The 19,264-nt window shown below is 68.5% G+C and carries 17 protein-coding genes; 11 read left to right on the forward strand and 6 right to left on the reverse strand.

The window, feature by feature from the left end; translation table 11 throughout:
- The first annotated feature begins 84 nt into the window (after positions 1 to 84).
- Both BCR55_RS24290 and BCR55_RS24295 read left to right on the forward strand, forming a co-directional pair.
- A complete protein-coding gene (locus BCR55_RS24290; protein ID WP_053298352.1) occupies positions 85 to 669 on the forward strand; it encodes a hypothetical protein in 585 nt (194 codons plus the stop codon).
- A gap of 102 nt (positions 670 to 771) precedes the next feature.
- Positions 772 to 2,193: a sigma-54 dependent transcriptional regulator gene (locus BCR55_RS24295; RefSeq protein WP_065496750.1), complete on the forward strand. Its 1,422-nt coding sequence runs from the start codon at positions 772 to 774 to the stop codon at positions 2,191 to 2,193.
- Between the two features lie 103 nt (positions 2,194 to 2,296).
- On the opposite strand, the gene BCR55_RS24300 is transcribed toward BCR55_RS24295, so the two are convergent.
- Positions 2,297 to 2,785, reverse strand: coding sequence for a hypothetical protein (locus tag BCR55_RS24300; protein ID WP_045593421.1), 489 nt, complete (start codon positions 2,783 to 2,785; stop codon positions 2,297 to 2,299).
- 367 nt (positions 2,786 to 3,152) lie between these two features.
- Between BCR55_RS24300 and BCR55_RS24305 the strand changes: the two genes are divergently transcribed.
- Positions 3,153 to 3,848: a response regulator transcription factor gene (locus BCR55_RS24305; RefSeq protein WP_006403050.1), complete on the forward strand. Its 696-nt coding sequence runs from the start codon at positions 3,153 to 3,155 to the stop codon at positions 3,846 to 3,848.
- 115 nt (positions 3,849 to 3,963) lie between these two features.
- On the opposite strand, the gene BCR55_RS24310 is transcribed toward BCR55_RS24305, so the two are convergent.
- Positions 3,964 to 5,517: a methyl-accepting chemotaxis protein gene (locus BCR55_RS24310; RefSeq protein ID WP_053298354.1), complete on the reverse strand. Its 1,554-nt coding sequence runs from the start codon at positions 5,515 to 5,517 to the stop codon at positions 3,964 to 3,966.
- A 244-nt stretch (positions 5,518 to 5,761) separates the two neighbouring features.
- Here BCR55_RS24310 and panE point away from each other — a divergent pair, with 244 nt between their 5' ends.
- The 8 genes from panE (at position 5,762) to BCR55_RS24350 (ending at position 15,164) form a co-directional block, all read left to right on the forward strand.
- Positions 5,762 to 6,700, forward strand: a complete 939-nt coding sequence (gene panE / locus BCR55_RS24315) for a 2-dehydropantoate 2-reductase (RefSeq protein WP_006408904.1) — start codon at positions 5,762 to 5,764, stop codon at positions 6,698 to 6,700.
- Positions 6,701 to 7,052: 352 nt separating this feature from the next.
- The gene (locus BCR55_RS24320) at positions 7,053 to 8,012 is read left to right on the forward strand and encodes an AraC family transcriptional regulator (RefSeq protein ID WP_006403053.1); all 960 of its coding nucleotides are present in this window, start codon (positions 7,053 to 7,055) and stop codon (positions 8,010 to 8,012) included.
- Between the two features lie 177 nt (positions 8,013 to 8,189).
- The gene (locus tag BCR55_RS24325; RefSeq protein ID WP_035487502.1) at positions 8,190 to 9,131 is read left to right on the forward strand and encodes an ABC transporter substrate-binding protein; all 942 of its coding nucleotides are present in this window, start codon (positions 8,190 to 8,192) and stop codon (positions 9,129 to 9,131) included.
- A gap of 50 nt (positions 9,132 to 9,181) precedes the next feature.
- A complete protein-coding gene (locus BCR55_RS24330) occupies positions 9,182 to 10,702 on the forward strand; it encodes a sugar ABC transporter ATP-binding protein (protein WP_053298356.1) in 1,521 nt (506 codons plus the stop codon).
- Positions 10,689 to 11,702, forward strand: coding sequence for an ABC transporter permease (locus BCR55_RS24335; RefSeq protein ID WP_006408908.1), 1,014 nt, complete (start codon positions 10,689 to 10,691; stop codon positions 11,700 to 11,702). The genes BCR55_RS24330 and BCR55_RS24335 overlap by 14 nt, the downstream gene beginning before the upstream one ends.
- A 55-nt stretch (positions 11,703 to 11,757) precedes the next feature.
- Positions 11,758 to 12,846 (forward strand): erythritol/L-threitol dehydrogenase, encoded by a 1,089-nt coding sequence (locus tag BCR55_RS24340; protein WP_006403058.1) that lies wholly within the window; start codon positions 11,758 to 11,760, stop codon positions 12,844 to 12,846.
- Between the two features lie 27 nt (positions 12,847 to 12,873).
- Positions 12,874 to 14,421, forward strand: a complete 1,548-nt coding sequence (locus BCR55_RS24345) for an FGGY-family carbohydrate kinase (RefSeq protein ID WP_053298357.1) — start codon at positions 12,874 to 12,876, stop codon at positions 14,419 to 14,421.
- On the forward strand, positions 14,418 to 15,164 hold the full coding sequence (locus tag BCR55_RS24350; RefSeq protein WP_053298358.1) for an SDR family oxidoreductase: 747 nt from the start codon (positions 14,418 to 14,420) through the stop codon (positions 15,162 to 15,164). Before BCR55_RS24345 ends, BCR55_RS24350 begins: the two co-directional genes overlap by 4 nt.
- A gap of 80 nt (positions 15,165 to 15,244) precedes the next feature.
- On the opposite strand, the gene BCR55_RS33175 is transcribed toward BCR55_RS24350, so the two are convergent.
- The 4 genes from BCR55_RS33175 to BCR55_RS33180 all read right to left on the reverse strand — a co-directional run bounded on the left by BCR55_RS33175 (position 15,245) and on the right by BCR55_RS33180 (position 18,692).
- A complete protein-coding gene (locus BCR55_RS33175; protein WP_012468001.1) occupies positions 15,245 to 15,391 on the reverse strand; it encodes a hypothetical protein in 147 nt (48 codons plus the stop codon).
- Between the two features lie 211 nt (positions 15,392 to 15,602).
- Positions 15,603 to 16,187 (reverse strand): NTP transferase domain-containing protein, encoded by a 585-nt coding sequence (locus BCR55_RS24360; protein ID WP_053298359.1) that lies wholly within the window; start codon positions 16,185 to 16,187, stop codon positions 15,603 to 15,605.
- A 240-nt stretch (positions 16,188 to 16,427) separates the two neighbouring features.
- Complete coding sequence (locus tag BCR55_RS24365; protein WP_053298360.1) at positions 16,428 to 18,455, reverse strand: S9 family peptidase; 2,028 nt, start codon at positions 18,453 to 18,455, stop codon at positions 16,428 to 16,430.
- Positions 18,456 to 18,548: 93 nt separating this feature from the next.
- Positions 18,549 to 18,692, reverse strand: a complete 144-nt coding sequence (locus BCR55_RS33180) for a hypothetical protein (protein WP_006409932.1) — start codon at positions 18,690 to 18,692, stop codon at positions 18,549 to 18,551.
- Positions 18,693 to 19,264: the final 572 nt, after the last annotated feature.

Raw genomic sequence — 19,264 nt, forward strand, 5'->3', positions numbered from 1 at the left:
ATCGCTGCGGTTTGACGGGTGTTGGTCCCATCCCCGAGGTCAACACCTCTTTTTGCCTGACGAGGATGCAAGGAGGCCTCAATCATGAGGATCTTTTTGGTCGCTCTGCTGCTGTACAGCGTGCAGGCCGCCGCACAGGCGGTATTTCAGAACCCCGCGGTCTTCGTGATTCTCAGCGAACAGACGCTCGCGAATGCGGCCAGCGTGCAGCAGGCGCTGACGACGCTCGGCCGGCCCGACAACACGGCCTGCGTGCCGATGATGATGGTCGGCGATCCGCAGGTGGTGTACATGGTGCCCGAGGCCGGTCATGCGCCGTCGTGGCAATCGCCGTCGTACGAGCGCGGCGTGCCGTTCGACGCGCAGCGCGGGCCGGTACCGACGGGCAAGACGGTCGGCGCGATGCAGCATGCGCAGGACATGCAGACGCAGCCGTGGGAGGACAGCAGTGCGATCACGCAGAAGATCGCCGGCGACGCGAGCGTGACCGCGTCGAGCACGGTCAGCGAATGGCAGAGCAGCAAGCTGAACAGGATCGAAACCGCGCGCGCGTCGGAGGTGATCGTCAACGGCAAGACCTATCGCGCGTACCGCGACGATCTGAACCGTACCGCACCGCCCGTCGTCGAGCCGCAGATTTACACGCAGCGCGTGATCTTCTGCCGATAACGCCCCTTGATCCCGGCGCACGCCGGTATTGCGCGACGCGGCGGCGCGACAGCGCGCCGTACCGCACCGGCGCAGCCGATTCCGCCTTGCGGCGAGGCCACCGTGAACAACCGTTGCCCGATCAGTTTCTCCGCCTCGCAGCACAGCGAGCCGCTCGTGTGCCCGCCGTCGTTCGCGGCGCTCCGGCGCAACCGCGTGGTGCCGGCGCGGCCGCTCGTCTATTTGTCGCCGCGCCCCGACGCCGCGCTCGTCGACTGTCTCGCGTCGAACGGATGGGACGTGTGGCACGCGAAGACCGTTGCGGACGCACTCAATTACCTGCGCGGAAATCGGCTGTATGCGGGCATCGTCGATTTCGACGGATTCGCCGCGCTCGACGTCGCCGCGTTCGAGGCGGTGCTGCGCGATCCGCGCGTGGGCTGGGTCGCGCTGGCCGGCGACGAGCGGCTGAAGGACGTCGCGCTGTGCCGGCTGATTCGCCAGTGCTGCTTCGACTACGTGCGCAACGCGAGCGCGTATACGACGATCGGCTATCTCGTCGGCCATGCGTACGGCATGCTGAAGCTCGCGGAAGCCGCTCCGGACCGGCAGACCGACGCGCCGGGCGGCACGATGATCGGCGCATGCGACGCGATGCGCCGGCTGTTCGCGACGATCCGCAAGGTCGCGAACACCGATGCGGCGGTGTTCGTCGCCGGCGAGTCGGGCACCGGCAAGGAGCTGACGGCCGCCGCGATCCACCAGCAGTCGGCGCGCGCGCACGGGCCGTTCGTGCCCGTCAACTGCGCGGCGATTCCGCCGACGCTGCTGCAGGCCGAACTGTTCGGCTACGAGCGCGGCGCGTTTACGGGCGCGCATCAGCGCAAGATCGGCCGCATCGAGGCCGCGCACGGCGGCACGCTGTTTCTCGACGAGATCGGCGACATGCCGTTCGAGAGCCAGGCGAGCCTGCTGCGCTTTCTGCAGCAGGGGACGATCGAACGTCTCGGCGGCCATGCGTCGATTCCGGTCGACGTGCGGATCGTGTCGGCGACGCACGTCGATCTCGAAGCGGCGATGCAGGACGGGCGGTTCCGCGCGGACCTCTACTACCGGCTGTGCGTGATGCGGATCGACGAGCCGCCGCTGCGCGCGCGCGGCCGCGACATCATGCTGCTCGCCGAGCGCATGCTGCAGCGGTTTCGCGGCGACTGCGCGCACCGGATCCGCGGCTTCGCGCCGTGCGCGGTGGAGGCAATCTACAACTATGGGTGGCCCGGCAACGTGCGCGAGCTGATCAACCGGATCCGCTTCGCGATCGTGATGACGAACGGCTCGACGATCACGGCAGCCGATCTCGAGCTCGGCGCCTATACGTCGCAACGGCCGCCGACGCTGGCCGAAGCGCGCCGGCAGGCCGAGCGGCGCGCGATCGAGGAGACGCTGATGCGCCATCGCCACCAGCATGCGGACGTCGCCGCGGCGCTCGGCGTGTCGCGTGCGACGTTGTACCGGCTGATGACCGCGCACGGGCTGCACGCGTAACGCGCGCTTGCGCAGGGCGGCGCGCGCCGTGTCCAACGCGCCCAACGCGCCCAACGCGCCCAACGCGCCCGGCGCGCCCGGCGCGCGGCCGCCGTGCCGCGCGTCACGCCGGCCGCGCGTATCCCGATTCGACCCAGCGCGTCGCGCTTGCCTTGTTCAGCTGGAACGCGGCCGACACCTTCGCGTCGGCGAGCAGTTCGCCGTACGGATCGAACGCCTTCAGTTCCGCATACGGCTCGAGCTCGTCCGGCACGATGTCGAGCGTGACCGACACCTCGCTGTCGCCGGCCCAGACCGTCACCTGCTTGTGCAGCATCGCGCGCCGCTGCTGTTCGTGCCGCATCAGCACTTCGGTCGCCGTCTTCACGAGCGTGCGGAACGCGGCCGCGTCCATCGGCTTCGGATTCTTCTTGTCGCGGCCCATCGTCCACGGGCCGACGAGCGCAGGCTCGGCCTCGCCGTCCTTGATCATTTCGACGGCCCAGCCGTCGTCGTCTTCGTTCTTGATGATGCGGGCCGTCCAGCCGTTGTCGCGCCAGAGGCCGTCTTCGTGGATGCGGGTGTCGTCGGTGGGGAAATCGGAATCGGTCATGGGTCGGGCGGCATGAACGGGCGGTGCGGCGGGCGAGCGGCGCATGCGCCGTCGCGTGCCGCCGCTGCCCGGAATCGCAGAGCGTATGCAAAGGCCGCAATTTTACCCGCCGATCCGCCGGCTCGCCCGGCGAAGCGCGCGACGTCGGCCGTCCGGCCAATGCGCGCGATCGCAGTCCGAGCGTTTCGTCGCGGATTTCAAACTCGTATTACGTTTCGGCGCGCCGTTCGAGTGACTGTCCGATTCCGGATGCGGATACCGCTTCATAGAATGTCTTCAGGCTAAATATCGCCTGAACCGACATTCACCGGCAATCCGGCCGGCCGCGCGGTCGATCCGTCCGGCCGGCGAACCAGATGGAAAGGGCATGAGGAAATTCAGCGTTCGCACCGTTTTCGCATACGACTGGCCACTGGCGCTCGTCGGGATGGAGCATGTAGTGGCCGCCGGCTGCGCGATCGACCTGGTCGCCGCCTATCCGACGGCGGCCGAACTCGTCGCGGCGTTCGACACCGTCGACTGTCATGTGCTGCTCGTCGACTATTCGCTGCGCGGCGACGGGCGCATCGAAGGGCTCGCGCTGCTCGAACGGCTGACGCGCGTGCGGCCCGAGGTCGGGATCGTCGCGCTCGTGCGCAACGAGAGTCCGGTGATCCTGCGTTCGATTCTCGCGCACGGCGCGACGAGCGTCGTCAGCAAGGGCGACGACGTCGGGCACATCGTCACCGCGGTCCATTCCGCCTACAGCGGCGGGCGCTATCTGTCGCCGCTCGTGCGGCGCGCGCTCGACGCGAGCGGCAGCGAGCCCGCGCCGGCGAAGCTGTCGTCGCGCGAGGTCGAGGTGATCCGGCTCTATCTGAGCGGCATTCCGATCAAGGCGATCGCGCAGCGGCTGAACAAGGGCAAGCAGACGGTCAGCGCGCAGAAGATCAGCGCGATGAAGAAGCTCGGCGCGCATAACGACGTCGAGCTGATCCGCTATGCGGCTGGGCTCGGGCTCGGCGGCACGACGTTCGACGCCACCGTGCCGCGCGTGCGCGGCGCGGCGCGCGCCGACGATTGACGCCGGGCGCGGGCGCGTACACGGCGGTTCGCACGATGCGCGACGCGCGGAATCGGCCGGCACGCGGTCGTCGAGCTCGCCGTGACGATCGCGCGCCCGCGGCGCTGCTCCCCGATCAGGCCGGCAGCGCAAAACGCGTGACGGCGTCGCGCAGCGCTTCGGCCTGATCGCGCAGCGAGTGCGCGGCGGCCGCCGCCTGTTCGACGAGCGCCGCGTTCTGTTGCGTGACCTGGTCCATTTCGCCGACCGCGCGATTGACCTGCTCGATGCCCGCGCTCTGTTCGCGCGACGCGTGGCTGATCTCGTCGAGAATCTCGTTCACGCGGCGCACCGACTGCACGATCTCGGCCATCGTCTCGCCCGCGTGCGTGACGAGCGTCGCGCCTTGCTCGACCGTCTCGTTCGACGACACGATCAGCGACTTGATTTCCTTCGCGGCCGTCGCCGAGCGCTGCGCGAGCGAGCGCACTTCGGCGGCGACCACCGCGAACCCGCGTCCCTGTTCGCCGGCACGCGCGGCTTCGACCGCCGCGTTCAGCGCGAGGATGTTGGTCTGGAACGCGATGCCGTCGATCACGCCGATGATGTCGCCGATCTTGTGCGAGCGGTCGGTGATTTCGTTCATCGTGCGCACGACGTCGTCGACCACTGCACTGCCGCGCGTCGCAACCTGCGCGGCTTGATCCGCGAGCGACGCGGCCTGCGCGGCGCTTTCCGCGTTCTGCTTCACGTTGGCCGTCATCTGGTCCATGCTCGACGCGGTCTGCACGAGCGCGGCCGCCTGTTCCTCGGTGCGCTGCGACAGGTCCGTGTTGCCCGACGCGATTTCGCTCGCGCCGACGTTGATGTTCTCGGTGCCGGCGCGCACGCGCGACACCATGTCGATCAGCCCGCTTTGCATCGTATGCAGCGCGTGCAGCAGGCTGCCGCGATCGTCGCGCTTCACGTCGACGTGCGCGGTCAGATCGCCCTGCGCGATGCGGCGTGCGGTGTCGACCGCCACTTCGAGCTCGCCGCCGAGGTTCGCGCGCACGCTGCGCAGCACGAGCACCATCACCGTGGTCGCGATCGCGCCGAGCACGGCCGTCATCCCGAACCAGCGCCCGATACTCGCGAGCACGGCCGAGCGCACGTCGTCCATGTACATGCCGGTCACGAGATACCAGTCCCACGGCGCGAAACGCTGGACGGCGCTCGTCTTGTCCTGCGGCTTGTCGGCGCCCGGTTTCGGCCACAGGTATTCGACGAAGCCTTTGCCGCCGGCCGCATTGCCGACCTTCACGATCTCGACGAACAGGTGCTTGCCGTTCGGATCGGCGAAGTTCGACACGTCCTTGCCGTTCAGCTCGGTCTTGATCGGATGCATGACGATCACCGGCTTCGAATCGTTGATCGAAATGTAGCCGTCGCTGCCGTAGCGCATCGCGGCGATCGCTTCGAGCGCCTTCTGCTTCGCATCGGCTTCCGGCATCGCGTTCTGCTGCGACAGCTTGTAGTAGTGATCGGCAACGCTCGTCGCCTGCGCGACGAGCGACGCGAGCTGGTCGCGGCGGTCGTCGATCATCGAGGCGCGCGTCTGCCACGCGCCGATCCCGGCGATGACGAGCAGGCCGAGCCACAGAATGACGATCATCGAAGCCAGTTTCTGATTGAGGGTGAGAGTGCGCATGGTGGTTGAGTCGGTCGGTCGAACGGGGCGTGCCGCAACGGCGTGACGGGATGAGTCTTTTGACGGCGCGCGGCGGCGGCCGGCGTAGGCGGGAAATCCCTTAGAGCGACGGAAGCCGGCACCGGCGGTGCGGGCATCTATGCATATACATAAGGTGCGTCGCTATACTGTCGGGCGATGGCGTCGTGCGGGCGGCCCGGGCGGGCGGCGGCGCGGCGCCGAATGAAGCCGAAAGGAGGCAGCGATGCGAATTCTGGTGGTAGGGGCCGGCGCGGTCGGCGGATATTTCGGCGGCCGGCTCGCGGCGGCGGGGCGCGACGTGACGTTTCTCGTGCGCGACGGCCGCGCGGCCGCGCTCGCGCGCGACGGGCTCGTGATCCGCAGCCCGCGCGGCGACCTGACGCTGCGCGACGTGCAGACCGTGCGCGCAGGCGACAGCGCCGCGCCGTTCGATCTGGTGCTGCTCAGCTGCAAGGCGTACAGCCTCGACGATGCGATCGCGTCGTTCGCGCCGTTCGTCGGACCGTCGACGCTGATCCTGCCGATGCTCAACGGGATGCGTCATCTCGACGTGCTGCGCGAGCGGTTCGGCGCGGCGCGCGTGCTCGGCGGGCTGTGCGTGATCGCGGCGACGCTCGATCGCGAGCAGCACATCGTGCATCTGAACGATACGCACGGGCTGTCGTTCGGCGAGCCGGGCGGCGGCGATTCGCCGCGCATGCGGGCGCTGGCCGACGTGCTCGGCAACGCCGGCTTCGACGCGACGCTCAGCGACGACATCGTCGCGCGGATGTGGGACAAGTGGGTGTTCCTCGCGACGCTGGCCGCGAGCACGTCGCTGTTCCGCGGCTCGGTCGGCGACATCCTCTCGGCGCCCGACGGCCGCCGTCTGCTCGAAACGATGCTCGACGAATGCAGTGCGATCGCGGCGCACAACGGCTATCGGCCGGAGCCGGCCGCGATCGCGCGGATGCAGCAGATGGTGCTGACGCCGTCGCCGCTCACCGCATCGATGCTGCGCGACATCGAGAACCGCGCGCGCGTCGAGGCCGACCACGTGATCGGCGATCTGCTCGCGCGCCGCGATCCGGACGCGGGCGATGCGCTGTCGCTGCTGCGGATCGCATACAACCATCTGAAGACCTACGAGGCGCGCGTCGCGCGCGAGCGGGCAGCCGCGTAACGGCGGCGGCCGGGCGCGGGCTCGGCGGCGGCGCCCTGCGCGGACCGTGTCGGCGCGTCCGGCCCGAGTCGCGCTGTCTCCGGCTTGGCCTTCGCGCAGGCCCACTCACGCTGAGCCGTGCGCGCCGGCCCGCGCACGCCGTTCCGCGCTGCACAAATTTGCGCAATGGCGCCGTTTACGGTCCGAAAGCGCAAAAAAGTATCGAAAATCGGGCGTAAAGTTGGTGGAGCCGCGTGCGCGATCGACCTACATTGCTTCCCATGCGACCGGTCGGCGCGCCGCGCGAGACGGACGGCAGACGAACGCGCTGCCGGCAGGCCGGTCGACGAGACATGGGAATGGAGACGCCAAGATGATGCACCCCGATCTGGAAGTGGTCGACGTGCGACGCGACGAGTCGTTCAAGGTGTGGTCGCACGGTTATCCGTATCGCACGATCCGCTGGCATTTCCATCCCGAATTCGAACTGCACCTGATCGTCGCGACGCGCGGCAAGTATTTCGTCGGCGATCACATCGGCTCCTTCGAGCCCGGTCATCTCGTGCTGCTCGGCCCGAACCTGCCGCACAACTGGGTCAGCGACATGGCCGAAGGCGAAACCGTCGAGCGCCGCAATCTGGTGATCCAGTTCGACCAGTCGTTCGTGGACCGCTGCATGAACGCGTTTCCCGAATGCCGCGACGCGCAGACGCTGCTCGACGAAGCGCGGCGCGGCGTCGGCTTCGACGAGGCGACGAGCGCCGCGATCGCGCCGCTGTTCGACGAACTGCTGGGCGCGCGCGGAATGCGCCGCATCGCGCTGTTCATGACGATCCTCGAGCGGCTCTGCGCGGCGGCCGAGCGCACGCTGCTCGCGAGCCCCGCCTACGACCAGACGCACGTGACGCCGACGCGCCTGAGCCACGCGCTGTCGTATATCGGCAAGAACCTCGCGTCGGACCTGCGCGAATCCGATCTCGCCCAGCTGACCGGGCAGAGCGTCAGCGCGTTCTCGCGCGCGTTCCATCGCCACACCGGCATGCCGTTCGTCCAGTACGTGAACCGGCTGCGGATCGAGGCCGCGTGCCAGATGCTGCTCGACGAGCGCGCGAACATCACCGACATCTGCTTCCAGGCCGGCTTCAACAACGTGTCGAACTTCAACCGCCAGTTCCGCGCGGTGAAGGGGATGGCGCCGTCCGAATTCCGCGCGCTGCAGCGGCTGAACGCGCGCAGCCGCGAACTCGCGCTGCATGCGGCGCCGACCGGCAATCCGATGCCGCCGCGCGTCGTCACTCCGGGCGCGCCCGGTTTCGCCGCGCACCCCGGGTGATCGCCGCGCCGGCGCCCGCCTGACGCTTTTCCGCCGTTTTACCGAACCGTTCGCGTCGACGATCGACGCGCGGGGTTCGCTTGTCCGCGAACAATCGACGTCGCGGTTTTGCACGAGACCGGAGCACGCGCGCCCGCGCCGATTCCGGCCGATATCGAAGACCCAGGAGACACCGTCATGATGCAACCCTCGTTTGCTTCACCGTTCGGCCGCACCGTTCGCGTCGCGGCTGTCGCGGCGCTCGCCGTCGCGGCCGTGCTGCCCGCCGCCGCGCATGCGGCGCCGCTGCGGATCGGCATGACCTTCCAGGAGTTGAACAACCCGTACTTCGTGACGATGCAAAAGGCGCTGAACGAGGCGGCGGCGTCGATCGGCGCGCAGGTCGTCGTCACGGACGCGCACCACGACGTGACCAAGCAGGTCAGCGACGTCGAGGACATGCTGCAGAAGAAGATCGACATCCTGCTCGTCAATCCGACCGATTCGACCGGCATCCAGTCCGCGATCACGCAGGCGAAGAAGGCCGGTGCGGTCGTCGTGGCCGTCGACGCGAATGCGAACGGCCCCGTCGATTCGTTCGTCGGCTCGAAGAACTACGACGCCGGCGTGATGTCGTGCGACTACCTCGCGAAAGCGATCGGCGGCAGCGGCGAGGTTGCAATCCTCGACGGGATTCCGGTCGTGCCGATCCTCGAGCGCGTGCGCGGCTGCAAGGCCGGGCTCGCGAAATATCCGAACGTGAAGCTCGTCGACACGCAGAACGGCAAGCAGGAGCGCGCCACCGCGCTATCGGTGACCGAGAACATGATCTCCGCGCATCCGAAGCTGAAGGGCATCTTCAGCGTGAACGACGGCGGTTCGATGGGCGCGCTTGCCGCGATCGAGAGTTCCGGCAAGGACATCAAGCTGACGAGCGTCGACGGTGCACCGGAGGCCATCGCCGCGATCCAGAAGCCGAACTCGAAGTTCATCGAGACGACCGCGCAGTTCCCGGCCGACCAGGTGCGCATCGCGCTCGGCATCGCGATCGCGCGCAAGTGGGGCGCGACGGTGCCGAAGGCGATTCCGGTCGACGTGAAGGTCGTCGACCGCGGCAACGCGAAGGGCTTCAGCTGGTGAACGTGCGACGCGATGCGAGGGGCGCGTGCGCCCTTCGCGCGGAGAAGCCGATGGATACGATACTGAGGCTCAGCCAGATCACGAAAAGCTTTCCGGGCGTCAAGGCGCTGTCCGGCATCGATCTGCAGATCGCGCGCGGCGAGATTCATGCGCTGCTCGGCGAGAACGGCGCCGGCAAGTCGACGCTGATGAAGATCCTGTGCGGGATCCATCAGCCCGACGCGGGCACGATCGAAATCGACGGCGTCGAGCGCCATTTCGCGAACTATCACGACGCGGTCGCCGCCGGCGTCGGGATCGTGTTCCAGGAATTCAGCCTGATCCCGCATCTCGATGCGGTCGACAACCTGTTTCTGGGCCGCGAGCTGCGCGGCCGCTGGGGCGTGCGCGACCGCGCGCGGATGCGTCGTACGGCGGCCGGCATTTTCGCGCGGCTCGGCGTGTCGATCGATCTCGATGCGCCGATCCGTACGCTCTCGGTCGCGCAGCAACAGTTCGTCGAGATCGGCAAGGCGCTGTCGCTCGACGCGCGGATCCTGATTCTCGACGAGCCGACCGCGACGCTGACGCCGGCCGAGGCCGAGCATCTGTTCGCGATCATGCGCGAGCTGAAGCGCCAGGGCGTCGCGATGATCTTCATCTCGCATCACCTCGACGAGATCTTCGCGGTGTGCGATCGCATCACCGTGCTGCGCGACGGCCAGTACGTCGCGACGACGGAGGTTGCGCACACCGACGTCGAGCAGCTCGTGCGGATGATGGTCGGACGGCGGATCGAGAGCAGCTTTCCGCCGAAGCCCGCGCGACGCGCCGACGCGCCGGCGGTGCTCGAGGTCGACGCGCTGCAGCTCGAGCGCGGCGGCCCCGTGAACCGCTTCGCGCTGCACGCGGGCGAGATCCTCGGGTTCGCGGGGCTCGTCGGCTCGGGCCGCACCGAAACCGCACTCGCGGTGATCGGCGCGACGCGCGCCTACCGCAAGACGGTGCGCGTGCACGGCGCGCCCGCGAAGCTGGTCGATCCGGCCGATGCGCTGCGTGCCGGCATCGGCATCCTGCCGGAAAGCCGCAAGACGGAAGGGCTCGTCACGTCGTTCTCGATTCGCGACAACATCTCGCTCAACAACCTCGGCAAGTACCGGTCGCTGCGCTGGCTGATCGACCGGCGCGGCGAGGCGCGCACGACCGAGGACGTGATGCGCCGCGTCGGCGTGAAGGCGCCGTCGATCCACGCGGAAGTCGCGACGCTGTCCGGCGGCAACCAGCAGAAGGTCGTGATCGCGCGCTGGTTGAACCATCACGCGACGGTGCTGATCTTCGACGAGCCGACGCGCGGCATCGACGTCGGCGCGAAAGCGGAAATCTACGGGCTGATGCGCGAACTGACCGCGCGCGGCTACGCCATCATCATGATCTCGTCCGAGCTGCCGGAGATCGTCGGCATGTGCGATCGCGTCGCCGTGTTCCGGCAGGGCCGCATCGAGGCGACGCTCGAAGGCGACGAGATCGATCCCGACACGGTCATGACCTATGCCACGGCCGGCACGCGAGGAGCGACCCATGAACCTGCCTGATTCCTCTTCTTCCACGCCTTCGACGACGCTCGCCGGCACGGCGGCCGACGCCCTGCCGCCGCCGCGCGCGAAGTGGGCGCAGCTGCGGCGCTCGACGCTGTTCTATCCGCTCGTCGGGCTGATCGTCGTCTGCATCGCGATGATGATCGCGAGCCCGAGCTTCCTGTCCGCGGCGAACCTCGAGAACGTGCTGCGCCAGGTGTCGATCAACGCGATCATCGCGGTCGGGATGACCTGCGTGATCCTGACGGGCGGGATCGATCTGTCGGTCGGCTCGGTCATGGCGCTGTCGGGCACGCTCGCGGCCGGGCTGATGGTCGCGGGGTTGAACGCGGTCGCCGCGCTCGCGATCGGGATCGCGGTCGGCTTCGGTTTCGGCTTTTTGAACGGCGTGTTCGTCGCGTTCGCGGGGATGCCGCCGATCATCGTCACGCTCGCGACGATGGGCATCGCGCGCGGCCTCGCGCTGATCTATACGGGCGGCTATCCGATCGACGGGCTGCCCGACTGGGTCGCGTTCTTCGGCAGCGGCAAGGTGTTCGGCATCCAGGCGCCCGTGCTGATCATGCTGGTCGTCTATGCGATCGCGTGGCTGCTGCTCGAGCGCATGCCGTTCGGCCGCTACGTGTACGCGATCGGCGGCAACGAGCAGGCGACGCGGCTCACCGGCGTGCGCGTCGCGCGCGTGAAGCTGATCGTCTACACGCTGGCCGGCGTCACGTCCGCGCTCGCGGCGATCGTGCTGACCGGGCGGCTGATGAGCGGACAACCGAACGCAGGCGTCGGCTTCGAGCTCGATGCGATCGCCGCGGTCGTGATGGGCGGCACGTCGATCTCCGGCGGACGCGGCGCGATCCTCGGCACGCTGGTGGGCGCGCTGCTGCTCGGCGTGCTGAACAACGGGCTCAACATGATCGGCGTGAACCCTTACGTGCAGAACGTGATCAAGGGCGGAATCATCCTGCTCGCGATCTACATCAGCCGCGAACGTTCGCGGTGACGCGGGCGCTTCGTCGGCCCTCCAACCTTTCTCCTTGACCGAAACGAGACAACTCATGACGACACCCGAAGCCCAGCCGCGGATGACCGCGGTCGTCTGCCACGGCCCCGAGGACTATCGCGTCGAACAAGTCGCAAAGCCGCGCGCGGGCGCGAACGAACTCGTGATCCGGATCGCCGCCTGCGGCATCTGCGCGAGCGACTGCAAATGCTATACGGGCGCGAAGATGTTCTGGGGCGGCCCGAACCCGTGGGTGAAGGCGCCCGTGATTCCCGGCCACGAATTCTTCGGCTACGTCGAAGCGCTCGGCGACGGCGCGGCCGAGCACTTCGGCGTCGCGCTCGGCGATCGCGTGATCGCCGAGCAGATCGTGCCGTGCGGCAAGTGCCGCTACTGCAAGTCGGGCCAGTACTGGATGTGCGAGGTGCACAACATCTTCGGCTTCCAGCGCGAGGTGGCCGACGGCGGAATGGCTGAGTACATGCGCATTCCGCCGACCGCGATCGTGCACCGGATTCCGCTCGGCGTGTCGCTCGAGGACGCGGCGATCATCGAGCCGCTGTCGTGCGCGATCCATACCGTGAATCGCGGCGATATCCAGCTCGACGACGTCGTCGTGATCGCCGGCGCGGGCCCGCTCGGGCTGATGATGACGCAGGTCGCGCATCTGAAGACGCCGAAGAAGCTCGTCGTGATCGACCTGATCGACGAGCGGCTCGAGCTTGCGCGGCAGTACGGCGCGGACGTGACGATCAACCCGCGGCGCGACGATGTGCGCGAGATCGTGCGGGCGCTGACCGACGGCTACGGCTGCGACGTCTATATCGAAACGACCGGCGCGCCGGTCGGCGTGAATCAGGGGCTCGAGCTGATCCGCAAGCTCGGGCGCTTCGTCGAGTTCAGCGTGTTCGGCGAGGATGCGACGGTCGACTGGTCGATCATCGGCGATCGCAAGGAACTCGACGTGCGCGGCGCGCATCTCGGCCCATACTGCTATCCGATCGCGATCGATCTGCTCGCGCGCGGGCTCGTCACGTCGAAGGGCATCGTCACGCACGGCTTCGCGCTCGAGGACTGGGACGAGGCGATCCGCATCGCGAAATCGCCGGAATCGATCAAGGTGCTGTTGAAGCCCGCGCGCTGAGCGATCGCGCGCATGACGGGAGGCATCATGGAATACGTGATTGGCGTCGACATCGGCACGCAGAGCACCAAGGCGCTGCTCGTCGACCGGCACGGTACGATCGTCGCGCAGCGCGCGGCAGGCTATCGGCCCGATACGCCGAAGCCGCTGTGGGCCGAGCAGTGGCCGCAGGTCTGGTTCGACGCGGTGCTCGACTGCATCGCGGGCTGCGTCGACGAGGCGCGCACGCGCGGCGTGCGGGCCGATGCGATCCGCGCGGTATGTGTGAGCAGCCTCTACGGCGGCTCCGGCATTCCGGTCGACCGCGACATGCGGCCGATTCATCCCTGCCTGATCTGGATGGACCGGCGCGCGACCGCGGAAGTCGAGCGCGTGAACGCCGACGTCGACGTCGAGCGGCTGCGCGCGATCACGGGCAACGGCATCGACAGCTATTACGGGTTCACGAAAATGCTGTGGCTGCGCGAACAGCGGCCGGAGGTCTGGGCGAACGTGCGCTACTTCCTGCCGCCGAACGCGTACGTGATCTATCTGCTGACGGGCGAAATCGCGGTCGACCACAGTTCGGCCGGCAACATCGGCGGCGTGTACGACATCGCGCGCCGCGAATGGTCGGACGAAGCGCTCGACATGCTCGGCATTCCGGCGACGATGATGCCGGAGCGGCTCGTCGAGTCGACGGAGATCGTCGGCGGGCTGCTGTCGCAATGGACCGAGCGGCTCGGGCTGCGCGCGGGCACGCCGCTCGTCGCGGGCGGCGTCGATGCGGCCGTCGCGACGTTCGCGGCCGGCGCGACGCGTGCGGGCCAGCATGTCGCGATGATCGGCACCAGCATGTGCTGGGGTTACGTGACGCAGCACGCGGATGCGCGGCACGGGCTGGTCAGCATGCCGCATGTGTTCGACGGACAGCGCGATCTGTACGTGTTCGGCGGAGCGATCACGGCCGGTGCGTCGGTTGCGTGGTTTCGCGACCAGTTCTGCCACGCGGAGTGCGAGGCCGCGCGCGCGTTGCCGCACGGCGATCCGCACGTGCTGCTCGAGGAAGCGGCCGCGCGCGTGCCGGCCGGCGCCGACGGCGTGCTGTTCCTGCCATACCTGATGGGCGAGCGCAGCCCGGTATGGGACGCGAAGGCGAGCGGCGCGTTCGTCGGGCTCAGTCTCGCGCATACGCGCGCGCACCTGTATCGCGCGGTGCTCGAAGGCGTCGCGTTCGCGCTGCGGCACAACATCGATGCCGGTCGCCGCGGGGCCGCGACGCTCGACGACAAGCTGATCGTCGTCGGCGGCGCCGCGCATTCGGCCCTGTGGATGCAGATCGTCGCGGACGTCACCGGCTTTCCGGTCTGGACCATCGAGCAGGACGTCGAAGCCGCGATGGGCGCGGCGCTGCTCGCCGCGTTCGGCGTCGGCATCGTGTCGCACGACGACGCGCAGGGCGGCTGGGTCTCGCTCGTCGAGCGTGCGCGTCCCGATCCCGCGCGCGCGGCCGCATATGCGGCGCGCTTCGCGCTCTACACGGCGCTGTACCCGGCGCTCAAGCCAATCATGCACGCGCTGCAATCCGCATCATGAACACGCAATTCGACTTCAGCGGTGCGCGCGTGCTCGTCACCGGCGCATCGAGCGGGATCGGCCGCGCCTGTGCGGTGGCGCTCGCCCAGGCGGGCGCGCACGTCGTCGCGGCCGCGCGCGACATGGCGGCGCTCGAGGCGCTCGCCGGCGAAACGGGCTGCGACACGGTACGCCTCGACGTCGGCCGCGACGAGCAGGCGATCGATGCCGCGCTCGCGCGGTTCGCGGCGTTCGACGGGCTCGTGAACTGCGCGGGCGTCGCCTCGCTCGAATCGGCGCTCGACGTCGGCGCGGCCAGCTTCGATCGCGTGATGGCCGTCAATGCGCGCGGCGCCGCGCTCGTCGCCCGCGCGGTCGCGCGCCGGATGATCGAGCAGGGCTCCGCGCGCGGCGGCAGCATCGTCAACGTGTCGAGTCAGGCCGCGCTCGTCGGGCTGCCCGCGCATCTGAGCTACTGCGCGTCGAAGGCCGCGATGGATGCGATCACACGGGTGCTCTGCATCGAGCTCGGCCCGCACGGGATCCGCGTGAACAGCGTGAATCCGACCGTGACGCTGACGCCGATGGCGCAGTTCGCGTGGAGCGATCCGGCGAAAAGCGCGCCGATGCTCGCCGCAATTCCGCTCGGGCGGTTTGCGCAGCCCGATGAAGTCGTCGCGCCGGTGATGTTTCTGTTGAGCGGCGCGGCGTCGATGATCAGCGGCGTGTCGCTCGCGATCGACGGCGGCTATACGGCGCGGTAGCGGCGCTCGCGCGCGATCGTGCGGCGCCGCGACATCGGTGCATCGCCCATGCCCGCAAAACCGCTTGGACCCGCGCGCGGCTAAACGGGATCCTTGCTCGGCGGCCCGTCCGGCTGCTGCGGATTGTCGTGATGATGGCCCGGAGACGGCGGCGACAGCGGATCGTCTTCCGGATCCCGGTTCGGGTCCGCCGGGGGCTCGGGCATTGGAGTGGTGTGGTCGGTCATGGCGCGCTCGTGCGATTCGTAACGGCGGCGGCGCGGCGGCCGCGCCTCGTCTTCGTTCTTCGTTATAGGCAATCGCGCGCGCGTTTGCAGTGCGATTCGTCGAACGGTTGGCGCGAGTCGCGTGCGGCGGACGGTGTCGTGCCGTCGTGCCGCCGGTGTCCGCTGCAGGCCGGCATGCGCGTCGCACGGCCCGGCGGGCCGCGGCGCGCGCTCAGCGCAGGTCGGCGGGCGTATCGACGTCGCGCAGGACGCCCGGATCGTCGACGTCCAGAAGTCTGACCGGCGCCGTCTTGAACAGCGCGCGGGCGCCCGTATCGCCGTCGAGCGCCGCGAGTGCATCGTAATGGTGAGCGGCAAAGCCGACCGGATGGCCGCGCACGCCGCGATGGGACGGCGCGACGATCGAGGCGTCGTCGGCGTCGAGCGCGCGCGTCAGTGCTTCGTAGGTCGATGCCGCGATCCACGGCATGTCGCCGAGCGCGACGAGCCAGCCGGGCGCGTCCGCGCACGCGCGGACGCCGGCCGCGAGGCTTGCGCCCATGCCGCGCAGCGCGTCGGGCGCATAGACGACCTGGCAGCCGGCATCGTTCAGCAGCATCGCGAGTTGTTCCGCGCCGGGACGCACGACCGCGACGACGTCGGCCGTCGCCGCCGCAAGGCGCCGCGCGGCGGCCACCGCGACCGGCGTGCCGTCGGGCAGCGGCGCGAGCAGCTTGCTCTGCAGACCGCTCGGATCGAAACGTTGGCCGAGACCGCCGGCGAGCAGCACGCCGGTGGCGAGTGACGCATAGGACATCGCGGGAGGGGGCGGGAGAAGGTGGCCCGATTGTGCGGGAGCGGGCCGCGATCGGCAAGTGCCGATGTTACCGATCGGGTGTGACCGGCGGAAAGAATGTCGGCGCGCGTTTCGATCGGCGGTGCGCGGTCGATAGCCGATGCGCGCTCACGCGTCCGTCGCAATGTGTCGCACGGTTGCGCAATCGTGCGTGACGGTTTCGTCGCATGAAAACGCGGATTTCCGCGATCGGCGTTTCCGCTACGACGCGCGCGACGTCGTTCGACCGGACGCTTCCGCCTGCGCGGCACTGCCGTGTTCGCCGTCGGGATGCAGCGGCCGGTCGATCCATTTTTCGAGCCAGCCGATCAGGCGCTCGAGCATGTCCTTGCGATGCGACGGCCGCCCGGACTCGAAGAAGTGATGGCTGCCGCCCGGATAGGTGACGAGTTCGACCGGCGTGGCGGTCGCACTCATGATGCCGGTAAACAGCTCCTCGGCCTGCGACACCGGGCAGCGTTCGTCGCGCTCGCCCTGCAGGATCAGCGTCGGCGTGCGCACGTGCTCGACGTAGCTGAGCGGCGACAGGTCGCGCATCGCGTCGCGTTTGACGCTCAGCTCGCCGTACATCGAGTAGCAGTCGGAGTAGTAGCCGCTGTCCGATACCGCGAAGTGCGACTCGATGTCGGCGACCGGCGCGCAGACGACCGCCGCGCGAAATGCCGTCGTATTGCCGACTGCCCATGCGCCGAGGAAGCCGCCGTACGATTTACCGGCGATCGCGACGCGTTCGTCGGCGCAGCCTTCGTTGCGCAGCGCGTCGACGGCCGCGAGCTGCTGATCGAGGTCGCACTTGCCCCACTTCTTGCGCGCGCGCGAACTGAAGTCGCGTCCGTAGCTGCTCGAGCCGACCGGATTCAACGCGAGCACCGCCCATCCGCGCGAAATCAGGATCGGCCAGTAGACATGCCAGTTGAAGCTCAGCAACGCGTAGCTCGCGGGGCCGCCGTGCACGTCGACGAGAACCGGCCGCGCACCTTTCGCGCCGGGCGCGGTCAGCCACCATCCGTCGACACGCTCGGTGCCGCCGCGTTCATCAGGCACGTCGAACCGGCGCATCGTGACGTCCGGCATCGTCCTGTCGCGCCACCATGGATTGAAGTCGGTCAGGCGTCGCTCGCCGCTGCCGTCGAGCGCGGCGGTCCAGATGTCGGCCGGCGTGCGCGCGTCGTCGGACGTGTAGAGCAGACCGTTCGCGCCGAGTGCGAAGTGGCCGACCTGGCGGTCGCCGGTTATGACGCGCCGAAGTGTGCCGTCGGCCACGGCGATCGTCGCGACTTCCTGTCGTCCGTGGTGCGCGAGCACGAAGTACAGGCGCGTGGAATCGTGCGACCAGAAGACCGTGCGGCCCGATACGATCTCGATGTCGTCGTCGCCGAGCGCGCGCGTGTCGCCTGTGCGCACGTCGTGCAGCCACAGACGCATCTGCGCGTCGCCGTCGTGTTCGCTGCCGATCAGCGCGATGAAGCGGCCGTCGGGGGACCAGCGCGGAAAGGCGGCCGATGCGATCGTCGACGTCAGCTGCCGCGCATTGCCGCCGTCCGCGTCGACGACCCACACGTCCGTGCGATGCGCGAAGCGTCCGTCGCGCGTGCGCGTGAACGCGATGCGTTGGCCGTCGGGAGACCAGTCGGCCTCGCTCACTTCGAACGATCCTCGCGTCAGCCGGCGCGATGCGCCGGTTTGCGCGTCGATCGTATGGAGGTGGATCTCGGTGTCGAGCGTGTAGCCGACGCCGTCCAGCTTGTAAGGCAGCCGCCATACGACGCGCGGCGCGTCGGCCGGGCGGTCGGCGGCTTCGTCGCTATCGCCGTGCGTGTTGCCGCGTTGCTCGGGGTCCGCCGCGATCGTGCACAACGCGAGCAGCTGCTTGCCGTCCGGCGACCATTCGAACGACATCACGCCCGACGGCAGATCGGTTACGCGTCGCGCTTCGCCGCCGTCGGTCCGGATCGCGTGGATCTGGCGGCCGCTGCCGCGGTCCGACAGGAATGCCAGCGCCTGTTCGCCGGGACACCAGCGCGGATGCGAATCGGCGTTGCCGAACGTGAGTTGTCGAGGCGGCCGGCCGCCGTCGATATCAACGAGCCATAGCGCGCTGCGGTAGTCGTCGGCATCGCGATCGGGCGTCGACAGTTCGCAGACGGCCAGATCGCCCTCGAAGCGGCACTGCAAATCGACGATGTCGCGGTAGAGATAGAGATCGTCGGGCTCGAATGGTTGCGGCATGGTCGTGATCTCCGGCGAAGTGGGCCCGACAGGCGAGTCGCCCCCCGCAGCGCGCGGGGGGCTTGTTGCTGTTCTAGCGGCGACCGCATAACGTCACTTCTTTTCGTTGCGACGCTGTTCTTCCTGACGGTTTTCGCTGCGCTTCTCGTTACGATTCTCCTGTTTCTCGTTGCGCTCCTTTTCGTGATGCTCGCTGCGTTCTTTCCGCTCGCTGTGCTGGTGTTCCTGATTCGCCATGATCCTTCTCCAGTGGTTGAGCGCGTCGATGGACGCGGAACGGATAGAGCATCGCGCGTGCCGCCGAGCGGCGATGTCGAAGCCGACGGGCGAATCTGCATGCGCGACGTGAATCGACCGTGTACGTGAATCCAAGTGAAGCGGAACAAGGGAAACCCATGATCGCGTGCCGCCCGCATTACATTTCGTATTGCAGAATTTGCATCGGTTGGCGTTCCGATACGCCTTTTGCGCGGGAATCGGGTGACCGTCCGACCACGCCGGCATCGCGGCACTGTGGGTATGGGCGATGCTCGACACCGTAGGCCGTGATCGGAAACGTGCAGGTGTGCGCGCGAGCGTACGCGTGTTTGTGTTCGAGTTCGTGTTCTCGAAAGGGCGCGATCCGCGTGCGCGACGTGCCGGCGCGCATCGCGAAAGGGACACACGCCGCTTGCCGCGGATGCCCGCCGTACGCTCTCGGCACGAATCATTGTCGGCACACGGCATCGCTGCTGCGTGCGTTGTCAGCATCGTCGACGCAACCGGATCGCGTTATTGAACGCCGCGGCCGTTGCGTGACGACCGGACCC

It is taken from the genome of Burkholderia sp. CCA53 (genome assembly GCF_001685525.1).
Taxonomy (GTDB): Bacteria; Pseudomonadota; Gammaproteobacteria; order Burkholderiales; family Burkholderiaceae; genus Burkholderia; species Burkholderia multivorans.